General features: G+C 71.6%; 14 protein-coding genes and 1 pseudogene. 6 read left to right on the top strand and 9 right to left on the bottom strand.

What is annotated here, in order from left to right:
- Window position 1 precedes the first annotated feature (1 nt).
- Window positions 2-1,441: a GH1 family beta-glucosidase gene (locus IF188_RS00075; RefSeq protein WP_191169757.1), complete on the top strand. Its 1,440-nt coding sequence runs from the start codon at window positions 2-4 to the stop codon at window positions 1,439-1,441.
- Between the two features lie 8 nt (window positions 1,442-1,449).
- Here the strand turns inward: IF188_RS00075 and IF188_RS00070 are convergent, their stop codons facing one another.
- Window positions 1,450-1,902: a MarR family winged helix-turn-helix transcriptional regulator gene (locus IF188_RS00070; protein ID WP_191169756.1), complete on the bottom strand. Its 453-nt coding sequence runs from the start codon at window positions 1,900-1,902 to the stop codon at window positions 1,450-1,452.
- A 126-nt stretch (window positions 1,903-2,028) separates the two neighbouring features.
- Between IF188_RS00070 and IF188_RS00065 the strand changes: the two genes are divergently transcribed.
- The 3 genes from IF188_RS00065 to IF188_RS00055 all read left to right on the top strand — a co-directional run bounded on the left by IF188_RS00065 (window position 2,029) and on the right by IF188_RS00055 (window position 5,288).
- Window positions 2,029-3,246, top strand: coding sequence for an MFS transporter (locus tag IF188_RS00065; protein ID WP_191169755.1), 1,218 nt, complete (start codon window positions 2,029-2,031; stop codon window positions 3,244-3,246).
- Between the two features lie 70 nt (window positions 3,247-3,316).
- Entirely contained in the window at window positions 3,317-3,808 is a 492-nt protein-coding gene (locus IF188_RS00060) for a bifunctional nuclease family protein (RefSeq protein WP_191169754.1), read from the top strand.
- A gap of 85 nt (window positions 3,809-3,893) precedes the next feature.
- Entirely contained in the window at window positions 3,894-5,288 is a 1,395-nt protein-coding gene (locus IF188_RS00055; protein WP_191169753.1) for an FAD-binding oxidoreductase, read from the top strand.
- A 58-nt stretch (window positions 5,289-5,346) separates the two neighbouring features.
- Here the strand turns inward: IF188_RS00055 and IF188_RS00050 are convergent, their stop codons facing one another.
- Window positions 5,347-6,060 (bottom strand): MBL fold metallo-hydrolase, encoded by a 714-nt coding sequence (locus IF188_RS00050; RefSeq protein WP_191169752.1) that lies wholly within the window; start codon window positions 6,058-6,060, stop codon window positions 5,347-5,349.
- A gap of 91 nt (window positions 6,061-6,151) precedes the next feature.
- On the opposite strand from IF188_RS00050, the gene IF188_RS00045 reads away from it, so the two are divergent.
- On the top strand, window positions 6,152-6,676 hold the full coding sequence (locus tag IF188_RS00045) for a TetR/AcrR family transcriptional regulator (RefSeq protein ID WP_191169751.1): 525 nt from the start codon (window positions 6,152-6,154) through the stop codon (window positions 6,674-6,676).
- Between the two features lie 62 nt (window positions 6,677-6,738).
- Here the strand turns inward: IF188_RS00045 and IF188_RS00040 are convergent, their stop codons facing one another.
- The 5 genes from IF188_RS00040 to IF188_RS00020 form a co-directional block, all read right to left on the bottom strand.
- Window positions 6,739-7,302 (bottom strand): dihydrofolate reductase family protein, encoded by a 564-nt coding sequence (locus IF188_RS00040; protein ID WP_191169750.1) that lies wholly within the window; start codon window positions 7,300-7,302, stop codon window positions 6,739-6,741.
- Window positions 7,303-7,369: 67 nt separating this feature from the next.
- Window positions 7,370-8,308, bottom strand: a complete 939-nt coding sequence (locus IF188_RS00035) for an RNA polymerase subunit sigma-70 (RefSeq protein ID WP_191169749.1) — start codon at window positions 8,306-8,308, stop codon at window positions 7,370-7,372.
- Window positions 8,309-8,411: 103 nt separating this feature from the next.
- Window positions 8,412-8,768 (bottom strand): DUF6804 family protein, encoded by a 357-nt coding sequence (locus IF188_RS00030; protein WP_191169748.1) that lies wholly within the window; start codon window positions 8,766-8,768, stop codon window positions 8,412-8,414.
- 58 nt (window positions 8,769-8,826) lie between these two features.
- Window positions 8,827-9,261, bottom strand: a complete 435-nt coding sequence (locus IF188_RS00025) for a VOC family protein (protein WP_191169747.1) — start codon at window positions 9,259-9,261, stop codon at window positions 8,827-8,829.
- An 89-nt stretch (window positions 9,262-9,350) separates the two neighbouring features.
- Window positions 9,351-9,896 (bottom strand): hypothetical protein, encoded by a 546-nt coding sequence (locus IF188_RS00020; protein WP_191169746.1) that lies wholly within the window; start codon window positions 9,894-9,896, stop codon window positions 9,351-9,353.
- Window positions 9,897-10,013: 117 nt separating this feature from the next.
- Here IF188_RS00020 and IF188_RS00015 point away from each other — a divergent pair, with 117 nt between their 5' ends.
- A complete protein-coding gene (locus tag IF188_RS00015) occupies window positions 10,014-11,177 on the top strand; it encodes a peptidoglycan-binding domain-containing protein (protein WP_318152671.1) in 1,164 nt (387 codons plus the stop codon).
- A 15-nt stretch (window positions 11,178-11,192) separates the two neighbouring features.
- Here IF188_RS00015 and IF188_RS00010 read toward each other — a convergent pair whose 3' ends face one another.
- Together IF188_RS00010 and IF188_RS00005 are read right to left on the bottom strand one after the other, a co-directional pair.
- Complete coding sequence (locus IF188_RS00010; protein WP_191169745.1) at window positions 11,193-12,383, bottom strand: MFS transporter; 1,191 nt, start codon at window positions 12,381-12,383, stop codon at window positions 11,193-11,195.
- A 2-nt stretch (window positions 12,384-12,385) separates the two neighbouring features.
- Window positions 12,386-12,699 (bottom strand): annotated as a pseudogene (locus IF188_RS00005) (aquaporin); the annotation flags it as partial.

The raw sequence follows: 12,699 nt of genomic DNA, 5'->3' as shown, positions 1-12,699 counted from the left end.
CATGGACCGCACCGCCTTCCCCCCGGGATTCGTCTGGGGGACCGCGACCGCGTCGTACCAGATCGAAGGCGCGACGGTGGCCGACGGACGACTTCCCAGCATCTGGGACACCTTCAGCCGCCGGCCGGGCGCCATCGCCGACGGCAGCACGGGCGATATCGCGGACGACCACTACCACCGTTTCCGTGAGGACGTGGCGCTCATGGCCGACCTCGGCCTGGACGCGTACCGCTTCTCGCTGGCATGGCCGCGCATCCAGCCCGACGGGCGGGGCGGCGTCAACCGGGCCGGCATCGACTTCTACCGCCGGCTCGTCGACGCACTCCTTGAGCACGGCATCACGCCGTGGGCGACCCTCTACCACTGGGACCTGCCGCAGACGCTCGAGGACGAGGGCGGCTGGATGCAGCGTGACACCGCGTCGCGCTTCGCCGAGTACACCGCACTCGCGGTGGAGGGGCTGGGCGATGTCGTCTCGCACTGGATCACCCTCAACGAACCGTGGTGTTCGGCGTTCCTCGGGTATGCGAGCGGACACCACGCGCCGGGCCGGCACGAGGGGAGTGGTTCGGCGCGGGCGGCGCACCACCTGCTGCTCGCGCACGGATGGGGGCTGGATGAGATCCGTCGGCACAGCCCGGCGGCGACCGCCGGGATCACCCTGAACCTGTACTCGGTGCGAGCGGCGAGCGACTCGGCGGACGACCTCGACGCGGCCCGACGCATCGACGGCCTGAGCAACCGGCTGTTCCTCGACCCGGTGCTGCGCGGCGGGTATCCGGCCGACGTCGTGGCGGACCTCGGCGAGAGCGCGTGGTTCGCCGAGAACGTATCGGAGCAGGATCTGGCAGCGATCTCGGCGCCGATCGACTTCCTCGGGGTCAACTTCTACAGCAGGCACACGGTCGCCGCGGGCGCCCCGGCCGACCATGCTCTGACGACCGACGCCGCCGGCTTCGAGGCGCAGCAGGCCGCGCCGAGCGCGTACCCGGGGAGCGAGGCTGTCGCCTTCGTCGGCACCGACGCGCCGCGCACGCAGATGGGGTGGGAGATCCACCCCGACGCGCTCGTCGACGTGCTCGAGATGGCCGCCGACCGCGCGCCCGGTCTGCCGCTCTACATCACCGAGAACGGCTCAGCCTACGAGGACGTGGTCGGGCCGGACGGCACTGTCGACGACCCGGAGCGCACGGCATACCTGCGCCTGCATGTGGACGCGTGCAGCGAGGCGATCCGCCGAGGACTGCCGCTGCGCGGGTACTTCGCCTGGTCCCTCATCGACAACTTCGAGTGGGCGTGGGGATACACCCGCCGCTTCGGGATCGTGCATGTCGACTACGACACGATGCGGCGCACGCCCAAGCAGAGCGGGCGGTGGTTCGCGCGGTTCCTGGGCGGTCCGCTGGCGCAGCCGGCGGGGTCGGCGGCCGGTCACGGGTAGGACGCGGTTCAGGCGGGCTGGACGACGCCCGCCTGCAGCACCTCGACGACGGGCGCGAGCTCGGGCTGCTGTGCCGCCTCGGCGAGCACCCGTGCGAGCGTCTCGTCGTGGATCGGGTGCGCCTGCTCGTAGAGCGCACGCCCCGCGGGGGTGAGCTCGGTGTAGATGCCGCGCCGATCGTCCGCGCACAGGATGCGCGTGATGAGAGCGCGGTCTTCGAGGCGGTTGACGAGCCGAGTGGTCGCGCTCGGGCTGAGGGCGGTCGCGCGGGCGAGCTGCTGCATGCGCATGTGCCAGCCGTCCTGCCGGCTCAGCGCGTCGAGCACCGTGTACTCGACGACCGACAGCTCGACGGATGCCGCCAGGGCGCGTTCCAGCTCGGAGTCGATCAGTCCGTGCAGGGCGGCGAGCGTGCGCCAGCCCTGTGCGCGCACTTCGACGGCGTCGTCGGCGATGCCCATGAAGTCCTCCTGGATCGAAGTGAAGAGATAGTTGCTTGCGCAAATATCTAGCGTGTGCAACTATATATCTCGCTCACGCAATATCCCGCGTGTGCAACTAAACCTCAGTGTAACAGGAGAACCCCCGTGCCACTCGGACTCATCGCCCTCGCCATGGGCGCATTCGGCATCGGACTCACCGAGTTCGTGATCATGGGCCTGCTGCCCGAGGTCGCCCAGGACTTCGGGGTGACAGAGGCCGCGGCCGGCTGGCTCATCTCGGGCTACGCGCTCGGGGTCGTCGTCGGCGCCCTCGGACTCACGGCGGCGACCACCCGACTGCCACGCAAGCCGGTGCTGCTGGGCCTCGTGGTGCTCTTCATCGCCGGCAACGTGCTGACGGCCGTCGCGCCGGACTACGCCCTCGCGATGACGGGTCGTGTGCTGGCGGCCCTCTCTCACGGAGCGTTCTTCGGCATCGGCTCGGTGGTCGCCGCGAGCCTCGTCGCTCCCGAGAAGCGCGCCGGCGCGATCGCGATCATGTTCACCGGACTCACCGCGGCCAACGTGCTCGGCGTGCCGTTCGGCACCTTCATCGGTCAGCAGTTCGGCTGGCGGTCGACCTTCTGGGTCATCTCGGCGATCGGCGTGCTCGCCCTCGCCGGCATCGCAGCGCTCGTCCCCGCGGCCAAGGGGCCGCAGGAGCGCATCAGCCTGAGGCGCGAACTGCGCGCCTTCCGCTCGACACAGGTGTGGCTCTCGCTCGCCGTCACCGTGCTGGCCTTCGGCGGCATGTTCGGCGCCTTCACCTACATCGCCTACACGCTCACCGAGGTGAGCGGATTCGCGGCCGGCGCCGTGCCGTGGCTGCTGGTGCTGTTCGGCGCGGGCCTGGTCGCCGGCAACTGGCTGGGCGGTCGCCTCGCCGACCGTCGCCTCGATCTGACGCTCGTGGTCCTCATCGGCGCGCTCGTGGTCGTGCTGGTGGCGTTCGCGCTGCTTGCGGGATCTCAGCTGGCGACGATCGTCGCCCTCGTGCTCATGGGTGCGTTCGGGTTCGGCACGGTGCCCGGACTGCAGAGCCGCATCATGGACTACGCCGGGGGTGCGCCGACGCTCGCGTCAGGAGCCAACATCGGCGCATTCAACGTCGGCAACGCGCTCGGCGCCTGGGCCGGCGGGGTCGGCATCAGCGCCGGTCTCGGCTACACGGCGCCGGTCTGGATCGGCGCGGCGATCTCGGCGGCCGGGTTCGCGGTCATGGTCGTCGCGGCCGTGGCCGCCCGACGCAGCCGCGTCACGGCATCCATCCCGCGGGTCGCCGCGTCTGTCACGACGAGCACGGTGCCCGTCCGCGTCGGCTGACCTGCCCGCATCGGCCGGCACGGCGTGTGCACCCCTGTGCGGGTGCGCATGCCGTGCCTACGATGTGAGCATGGTCCAGGTCCGGGTTGCCGGCGTCGCCCTCGACGCCTCGGGTCAGCACGTCCTGCTGCTCAAGCCCGTCGATCAGATGCCCGGCGACGGCTACGTGCTGCCGATCTGGATCGGGCAGCTCGAGGCCACCTCCATCCTCGTGGCCGTCGAGAACGCGGACGTGCCGCGTCCCCTCGCGCACGACCTGATGCGCTCGATGCTCGCCGCGCTCGACGCGGTCGCGACCCGCGTCGAGGTGACCCGCGTCGAGGACGGCACGTTCTACGCCGAGGTGACGCTGTCGACCGCTCTGGGCGATCGGGTGGTCGACGCGCGGCCCTCCGACGCGATCGCCCTCGCGTCGCGGGTGGGCGCCGCGATGTGGGTCGCCGACGAGGTCATCGCCGAAGCCGGGGTGCCCGACGTGCTCACCGACACCGACGCCGCCGAGCGGCTCGACGAGTTCAAGAAGTTCCTCGACGACGTCGAACCCGAGGACTTCGACGGCTGACGTGTATCAGGAGCGGGGCATGCCGCTCCATCACGGGGTGTGCTGCGCAGGGAGCGTGGCCCCACCTCGACCGAAAGGCATCCCCATGTCGTTGAACGACCTCGCCATCGACGTCCCTCACGCCGCCGCCGGTGCCGCCGCCGCAGAGCTGCGCGCCGCGCTGGGCGACAAGGTGCTCCTCCCCGGCGACGCCGGGTTCGACGCCGCGCGGACGCCGTGGAACCTCGCCGTCGTGCAGAACCCGTTCGCCGTGGCCGTGCCGCGCTCGGCAGCCGATGTCGTCGACGTCGTGCGCGCCGCGGTGCTGTCGGGACTGCGCATCGCGCCGCAGTCCACCGGCCACGCCGCCGCCGCGCTCAGCGAGACCGACCTGACCCACACCGTCATCGTGTCGCTGAAGGGACTGCGCGGCGTCGAGGTCGACGCGGCCGCGCACACCGCGCGCGTGCTCGGCGGATCGCTGTGGAACGACGTCCTCGAGGCGGCCGCGCCGCACGGTCTCACCGCTCCCCACGGGAGCGCCGGCGACGTGTCGGTCGTCGGCTATCTGCTCAGCGGCGGCCTGTCGTTCTACGGCCGCGCGCACGGTCTCGCCGTCAACACGGTGCGTGCCGTCGAGGTGGCCACGGCCGACGGCACGATCGTCCGCGCGAGCGCCGACGAGCACGCCGACCTGTTCTGGGCGCTGCGGGGCGGCTCGGGCGCCTTCGGCGTCGTGGTCGCGATCGAGATCGACCTGCTGCCGGTCGCCGACATCTTCGCCGGCATGCTGCTGTGGGATGCCTCCCACGCGAGCGAGGTCGCGCACGCCTGGGCGAAGTGGACCGCGACGGCTCCCGAGTCCGCCACGACCGCACTGCGGATCCTGCACCTCCCGCCGCTGCCCGAGCTGCCCCCGTTCCTGTCGGGACGCTCGCTCGTGGTGATCGACGGCGCCATCGAAGAGACGGATGCCGTCGCATCCGCTCTTCTCGGGCCGCTGCGCGCGCTGCAGCCTGAGATGGACACCTTCGCCCGTATCCCGGCGCCGGCCCTCGTGCAGGTGCACATGGACCCGCCCGAGCCGTCGCCGTCGGCGACGTGGCACGCGATGCTGGACGAGCTGCCGGCCGCAGCGGTCGACGCGTTCGTGGCCGCTGCGGACGAGCCCGGCCTGTTCGTGCACGAGCTGCGTCATCTGGGCGGCGCGCTGAACCGTCGGCCCGAGGGCGGCGGTGCGATCGCTTCGCTCGCGGGGCAGTATGCGCTGCACTCGGTCGCGATGGTGCCCGTACCCGAGGCGGCGCCGGCGGCCACCGCCGCGGTGCACGCCGGCGTCGATGCCCTGGCCGCGTGGCACACCGACGCGCTGGCGCTGACCTTCATCGATGCGCCCGGCGCCGACCGGTCGCTCGGGTTCGGTGCGGCGCGTTCTCACCTGCGTCAGCTGAAGCTCGAGTACGACCCCGCGAACCTGTTCGCCGCGGCGCGCCCGGTGTGACGATCAGGGGTCGGTGCGCGGCACGCGCACCGACCCCTGAGGCCGGGGGACGGACCTGCTAGGCCGCGCTCTTGCGCACCTCGGCCGCGACGTCGGCGGGCGAGCCGCGCCACGGCGTGCCGTGCCCGGGCAGCACCCACGACGCCTGCAGCCCGGCGAGCCGATCGAGCGATTCGAGTGCTTCGGCGGGGTCGTCGGTGAAGGGCGCCGGCTGGAGTCCGGCGCGGCCGGTCAGCACGTGGCGCGTGGTCAGCGCATCGCCGACGAACACGGCGTCCGCCGTCTGCGAGTACACGGCGATGCTGCCGGCCGAGTGCCCCGGCATCCCGACGATCACCGGCGAACCGGGGAGATCGAGCACATCGCCGTCGTGCACTTCGACCACCTCGGTCACGTACTTCGTCGGCATCGCCCGCTTGCGCAGCGCGTAGGCGAAGAAGCCCACCGTGGGGCCGAGCTTCATCGGCGGCATCTCGACCTTGCCCTTCTCGCCGGTGCGCGCCCGCTCGGCGTCGGCCTCGTGCACGTAGACGGGCACGCCCTGGTCGCGGCGCAGACGCTCGGCGAACCCGATGTGGTCGCTGTCGCCGTGGGTGAGCACGACGCCCTTCACGTCGGCGGGGGTGAGCCCGAGGCTCTTCAGTTCGCGCACGAGGTCGCCGTAGTGACCGGGAAGGCCGGCGTCGACCACCGTGACGCCCTCGTCGGTCACGATGAGGTAGGCGGCGACGATGTCGTTTCCGATGCGGTGCAGGTGGGGAGCGAGCTTCATGGCGTGTCCTTGGGGTGTGGGCCGTGGGGTTGGCATGGCTACGATACGTAGCTATCATGGCTCACGTCAATAGCCATCGGGAGGATTCCTCATGCCGACTCCGGAACGCACGACGAACGCCGAGATCGTCGCCGCCGGGCGAGACCTGCTCGAAGAGACCGGGCTCGCCGGACTGACGATGCAGAGCGTCGCCCAGCGCGTGGGCGTGCGGGCGCCCTCGCTGTACAAGCGGGTGCGCGACCGCGACGCACTCGTCGAAGAAGTGGCCGCCGCGACCGTCGCGGACCTCACCGGGCGGCTGGAGGCATCCGATCGTTCTCTCGAAGGCCTCGCGCGCGCCTACCGCGCGTTCGCCCACGACCGTCCGGAGGGGTTCCGCCTCATGTTCGGCAGGAATGCCCCGCAGGAGCCGCTCGATCGCGCCGGCCTCATGATCGTGCGCAGCGCGGGCGAGCTCGCCGGCGAGGAGCACGCCCTGGACGCCGCACGCCTGGTGACCGCCTGGGTCACGGGCTTCGTCCAGATGGAGCTCGCCGGATCGTTCCGCCTCGGCGGCGACGTCGACGCGGCCTTCGACTACGGGCTCGCGACGCTGCGCCGCGGGATGGGCGTGTAGCGACGGCGTCCGGCCGCACCGGGAGGCTGTGCCCGGCGCGACCGCCGCCGCCTCACGCCGCCTCACGCCGCGGTGCGGCGCGTCCGGTGCACGGTGAGGCTCGCCGGTCCGGTGAGCTCGGACGACACGAGGTCGAGCTGCACGGCATCCCCGAACAGCCGGCGCCCCTCGCCGACGGCCGTCGGGAACGTGATCAGCCGGTACTCGTCGACGAGATCGGCCGAGCGCAGCGCATCCACGACCGAGTGGCTGCCGATCACGACCACGTCGCGGGTCGCGAGGGTCGCGGTGACCCAGCCGGCGATGTCTCCGGGCACGGCGTGCGAGTTCGCCCACACGCCGCCGGGAAGCGGACGACTCGTCACCACGGCCTTCTCGGCGCGGTTCATCGCCCGTGCGAACGGATTGTCGCGCGTCGGCCACAGCGTCGAGAAGTGGTCCCACGTGCGGCGCCCGAACAGCAGCACGCCGGTGTCGAAGATGCTCCCGAGACGGAACTTGTCGCCCGCCACCCCCTCCGGCCCGTAGGCCATCGCCCACCCGCCGAACGGCGTGCCGCCGCGGCCGTCGGGATCCTCCACCACGCCGTCGAGCGTGATGTACTGCACGACCATCAATCGGCCCATGTCGTCCTCCTCGTGTCGTCCCGCGTGGAGCGGGTTCACCAAGAGATACGGAGGGGATGCCACGAACTCATCGCTGCGCGGCGGATCCGTTCGACAGCAGCGCGAAGAGGCGCGGGTCCTGGTACACGAGCACATGCCCGATCGCGCCGGAGGCGTCGCCGTCGAACAGGTGGACGGTGTGCGGCTCGAGTCCGTCCGGTGTGACGCGCGAGAGCAGGATGCCGCGCTGCCCGTTCGCCGAGAGCGGCGCCGTCTGCCACGCGGTGCCGCGACGTTCGAAGAAGTCCGCCATGAACGCGCGGTAGGTCTCGCGGCCCGTCGACCACGCGGGCACAGGCGGCATCTCGAACACGAGGTCGTCCGACACGAGCGCCGCGAGCGCGTCGACGTCGGCCCGCTCGATCGCGCGGGCGTAGCCCTCGACGGCCTCGGGCGCGAGGTCGTGCGGACGCCGAGTCCCGGCCGCGATCGCCGCACGGGCACGCTGCAGTGCGGAGTTCGCGGCGGCGACCGAGACCTCCAGCACGGCGGCGGTGTCGGCGCCCGACAGGCCGATCAGGTCGCGGAGCACATACGCGCCCCGCTGCAGCGGCGACAGCGATTGCAGCATCGCGGTGACAGCGAGGCGCACGTCGCTGCGCCGCTCGGCTGCGGTCTCGACCTCGGATGCCGCCACCCAGCCGGTCGGCGCCGGCATGAGCCAGGGCACGTCGAACGCCGGCACGAGCGGTGCGCCGACCTCGATCCCCGGCGCCCGCAGATCGCGGGGGAGCGGGCGGCGCGGCGTCTCGCGCAGCCGGTCGATGCACACGTTGCGGGCGATGCGGAAAGCCCAGGTGGCAAGGCCCGCCCGCGCGGGATCGAAGGTCTCACGCGACCGCCACACCCGTTCGAGCGCGTCCTGGGCGGCATCCTCGGCCTCGAACGGCGACCCGAGCATCTGGTAGCAGAAGGCCAGCAGCCGGGGTCGCAGCTGCGCCAGATCATCGGCGACGAACGTGCTCACAGCGTGAGCTTAGGGTGCGCTCCCGCTCTTCCCGGTCGTTGAACGGGCGCGAGCGAGAGGAGGCTCCGTGAGGCCCTCGACTGACCCGCGTCCCGGTGCGAGATCAGCGCTTCTTGCTGTCGCTCTCGGCCGGCTGGTACTTGATCAGCCCGCCCGCGACGAGGAACACGATCGCGGCGACGGGCTGCGCGGCGACCCAGAACGGGCCGCTGAACTCGAACGGGTAGACCGGGTTCCAGATCACCGCGATCGCCGCGAACACCGGGACCCACCACCACTGCTTGGCCTGGATCGCGAACCACCCGACGATGACGGCGAAGATGGCGACCACGAATCTGATCAGCAGAAACCAGTCGTTGCCGATCAGCAGCGGGGCGAGGAACAGCGCGATCGCCGCCAGTACGCCCGGGGCGAGCGCATTGCGCTGGTACGCGACGGGCTGCGGGGTGCGTGCGCTCATGCCTCGATCCTTTCATTCCGCGGCGCGGGTGCCGCACCGCAAGGTCGGGGTCGGAAGGTCACTGCAGACAGAACTCGTTGCCCTCGGGATCCTGCAGCTGGTAGTAGTGCTCGCCCCACGGCCCCCACTCCTGGTCGATGACCCGCACCACGGTCGCTCCCAACCCGACGAGCCGGTCCTTCTCGGCGGCGAGGATCTCGTCGTGCGAGCGAGGGTCGCCGGGGTCACGCGGCACGTTGACATCGAGATGGATGCGGTTGCGTCCGGTCTTCGCACCGTCTGCGTGATGGAAGAACAGGCGCGGGCCTCGTCCTTCGGGATCCTCGGCGAGGGCGCGTCTATCGAGATCGTCCGCCGTCAGCCCGGAGTCCAGCAGCTCTTGGCGCAGCGGATCCTCCCACTCCGCCGCCGGGTAGCCGAAGACCGCCGACCAGAAGTGGGCCAGCATGCGCGGGTCGTCCGCGTAGAACGTGATGTTGCCGAGTGTCGCCATCGTCCGCCTCCTGCGTCGGACTCCACGATCTCAGGGGCCGCCGACACCGCGCAACGGCCGTCTGACAGGCTTGATCGAGGATGAGCGCGTTAGCGCGCGGAATCCGTGGCCGACTCCAGTGCGGCGAGCCTTTGCGCGCGGTTGCCCGCGAGTTCGATGACCCGCAGGTCTCCGATGAGGTCGGTGTCGTCGACGAGATCGAGCAGGACGCTGTTCATCGTCTCCCGCAGTTCGGCGTGCTCGTCGAAGTCGTGCACCAGTGGATGTCGCTCATCGAGCGGCACCACGACGAGCAGGTCCAACGTGCGCAGTGCTTCGGCGGCGAGCGCGGTGGCGCGTGACAGAAGCTCGCGCGAGACCGAGCCGCCGGACAGCTCAGCCAGCGCCAGCAGGTACGCGAGGAAGTCCAGGGGACCGCGCTCGGCGATCACGTCGTCGCCGAGATCGTCGTCGAGCAGCCGATCGGCGGCGATGCGCAACTGGACCGCGAAGGATGCCGCGCCCGGCGCATCCCACGCCTCGTCGATCAGGTCGAACGGGTCGGAGAGGGCGACGTACTCTGCGTGGCGGGCGGTGAAGTCCGAGATCACGGTGCTCTTGCCGCTCGCATGCGTTCCCGAGACGACGATCCGCATGTCGCGACTCTAGCGACCCCGCCGCCTGCGGCAGTGCTGTGCCGCTCGGGGTGCCGACGGGACATCATCCGATTCGGGTGAGATGGTCGCGCAGGCTGGCCAGTAGCGTGTGCGCCAGTGGTGCTGCGAGGGGAGGACGCCGTGCGCGTCAGGTCGGTGAAGTGGTGGGCCGTGACTGCGGGTGGGGCGATCGGCGTCGTCATCCTGGGGTTCGGCCTGGGAGGGTGCGCGAGCGAGGGCTCGCCGGTGGATCGCGCCGAGACGCGTGTCGCCGCGAAGCAGAAGGCTCTCACCCAGGCCGAACAGGATGCCGCGAACGCCGCGAACGCGTTCTGCGACGCGAGCAAGGACTACATCCTGGCGCTGGATCGCTACGGCGACGTCCTTCACGACACCGCGCCGACCGTGGGAGACGTCCGCGCGGCTGGGGCCGACCTGGTGGAGCCGCGCGAAGACGCCTTCGACGGTGCCGAAGCCGCGATCGCCGCCCGACAGCAGGTGGCAGTCGCGCAGGCGGAGTTGGCCGACGCGCAGGCGGCCCTCGAGCAGGCGAAGGCCGGTCCGTCGGCGACCCCCGCGGCCGTGGCGACGCCGCAGCCGACGCCGACCGCGGTGGTGCCCGAGGCGGACGTGCAGCGGGTCGAGCAGGCCGAATCGGACTTCGCGGATGCACAGGGGGCGATCACCGACGACACCCCGCTGGCGGCCGCGTCGGAGCAGTTCAACAGCGCCGTCGTCGCACTGGAGTTCTCGTGGCTGCGGTTGTACGCGGATGCCGGCTGCATCGCCGAGGACCAGGTGCTGCAGGCGCAGCAGGCCGTGAGCGCGTACACCTCGGCGCTGCAGCAGGACCTCGCCGACGCGGGCTATTACGCGGGAGCGGTCGACGGCGTCTACGGACCCGAGACGGTCGCCGCGATCGAGGCGCTGCAGCAGGCCAACGGCCTGCCTGCGACGGGAACGGTCGACGATGCCACGGCGGCTGCGCTTGAGGCCGACCTCGCGGCTCTCGGCGGCGCGGCCGCCCAGGAGTCGATCGCGAGCACGGCCGCCGTGCAGCAGACTCTCGCACTGCTCGGCTTCTGGGACGGGCCGGTCGACGGTGTGTGGACGCCTGAGCTGACCGACGCGGTGGTCGAGCTGCAGACCGAGCTCGGGGTGGAGCCGACGGGGGCGGTCGACGCCGCGACGGTCAGCGCCCTCGAGATGGCCCTCGAAGAACTCACCCAGCCGGCGCCGGACGAGCCGACGCCGACCCCGATCGACTCCAGCGAGGGGTGACGGGACGCGAACGGGTCAGGCGACGTCGGACCTGTCGGCGGCTTTCGGTGTGCGCAGCGCCGCCCAGCCGATGGCGCCCGATCCCGCGGTGATGCCGGCGAGCACGAGCAGCGCGGCCGGAAGGGTCCAGGCTGTCGCCACCGCCCCGACCAGGAGCGGACCGCCGGCGTCGCCCAGCTCTCGGCCGAGCTCGGCGTTGCCCATCGTGCGGCCCATCCGCTCGTCCGGCGTCGCGGCCGCCAGATGTGCGAACGCGAGCGGCGTGACCGTGCCGACCATCGCGCCGAAGGCGACCGCCGCGGTGAACAGCGCGACCGCAGACGGAGCGAGCGCGAGTGCCGCGGTGGCGGCCGCGGCGATCGCGAGGCCGGCCACCGCGCCCGCGCGGGTGGTGATCCGGTCGGTGTCGCGCAGACGCCCGACGAGCGGCTGCGCCACCGTCGAGACGAGGGCGAGGACGGCGACGGCGGCCGCGCCGGTGAGTGGGTGCTGGTCGAGCCGCGTGGCCAGCAGCGGCAGGAACCCGACGGCCACGCCCAGGACCGCCGTGCTGGTCGCCAGCAGCAGGGTCGGCACGAGGAAGCTGCGCTCCGTGGTCTGGCGTACCAGATCGGCCAGCGTGTATCGCGGCCGGGGCACCACCGGCAGGGACGGCATCGCGAGCAGCACCCAGAGCGCCGCCGCGGCGGCCAGTGCGCCGAGGGCGATGTAGAGCGACGCGATCCCGAGCGTGTACGTCAGGGCCACGCCGATGAGAGGCCCGAGGACGTAGCCGAGACTCTTCCAGGCGCCGTAGCGCCCGAAGTACCGGCCGAGCCTCTCCTTGCCGGCCAGCCGCGCGACGGCCGCGGACGACGCGGGCGAGAACGCCGATGCTGCGGCGCCCTGGCCGAGACGGGCGAGTCCGAGGACGAGCGGGGTGGGGCTGATGAGAGCGATGAGGGATGCAGCGACGAAGCCGAGCAGGCCGCCGACGATGACCGGCTTGGTGCCGATGCGGTCGCTCAGCGCGCCGAAGATCGGCTTGAGGAGCACTTCGGCGACGTCATAGAGAGCGAGGACCGCGCCGAGCCCGAGCAGTGAGAGCCCGATGTCTTCGGACTCGGACCCGAGGACGCTCGCCACACCGTGCGCGCCGAACGCGGTCGTGAAGCCCGCCAGGTAGAGCGGTGCCAGACCGGCACGGCGCAGGTCGATGCTCGCCACGCCTACGACGCTAACGTCTGCTCCACGAGCGGCGTCGGAAAGAGCAAGCGGACGATCGCGTACCCGAGTGCCGCGCCGATGAGCTGCGCTCCGATGAACGGCAACACCGACGCGGGCGCGATGCCCGCGAACGTGTCGCTGAACATCCGCCCGATCGTGATCGCGGGGTTGGCGAAGCTCGTCGACGAGGTGAAGAAGTACGCCGCACCGATGTACGCGCCCACCGCGGGCGCCGCCAGGTGGGATCGTCCCGTGCGCGCGAGCGCGAAGATCAGGAAGACGAGGCCGGCCGTCGCGACGACTTCCGACAGCAGTC

This window comes from Microbacterium helvum (assembly GCF_014779795.1).
GTDB classification, from domain to species: Bacteria; Actinomycetota; Actinomycetes; order Actinomycetales; family Microbacteriaceae; genus Microbacterium; species Microbacterium helvum.
This window is presented reverse-complemented; position numbering and strand designations above follow the sequence as displayed.

Bases quoted from the DNA above. Each gene is read 5' to 3' on its own strand.
- IF188_RS00070 (WP_191169756.1), bottom strand. From the start codon at position 1,902: ATGGGCATCGCCGACGACGCCGTCGAAGTGCGCGCACAGGGCTGGCGC.
- IF188_RS00020 (WP_191169746.1), bottom strand. From the start codon at position 9,896: ATGCGGATCGTCGTCTCGGGAACGCATGCGAGCGGCAAGAGCACCGTG.
- IF188_RS00050 (WP_191169752.1), bottom strand. From the start codon at position 6,060: ATGAAGCTCGCTCCCCACCTGCACCGCATCGGAAACGACATCGTCGCC.
- IF188_RS00060 (WP_191169754.1), top strand. From the start codon at position 3,317: ATGGTCCAGGTCCGGGTTGCCGGCGTCGCCCTCGACGCCTCGGGTCAG.
- IF188_RS00030 (WP_191169748.1), bottom strand. From the start codon at position 8,768: ATGAGCGCACGCACCCCGCAGCCCGTCGCGTACCAGCGCAATGCGCTC.
- IF188_RS00040 (WP_191169750.1), bottom strand. From the start codon at position 7,302: ATGGGCCGATTGATGGTCGTGCAGTACATCACGCTCGACGGCGTGGTG.
- IF188_RS00055 (WP_191169753.1), top strand. From the start codon at position 3,894: ATGTCGTTGAACGACCTCGCCATCGACGTCCCTCACGCCGCCGCCGGT.
- IF188_RS00075 (WP_191169757.1), top strand. From the start codon at position 2: ATGGACCGCACCGCCTTCCCCCCGGGATTCGTCTGGGGGACCGCGACC.
- IF188_RS00045 (WP_191169751.1), top strand. From the start codon at position 6,152: ATGCCGACTCCGGAACGCACGACGAACGCCGAGATCGTCGCCGCCGGG.
- IF188_RS00025 (WP_191169747.1), bottom strand. From the start codon at position 9,261: ATGGCGACACTCGGCAACATCACGTTCTACGCGGACGACCCGCGCATG.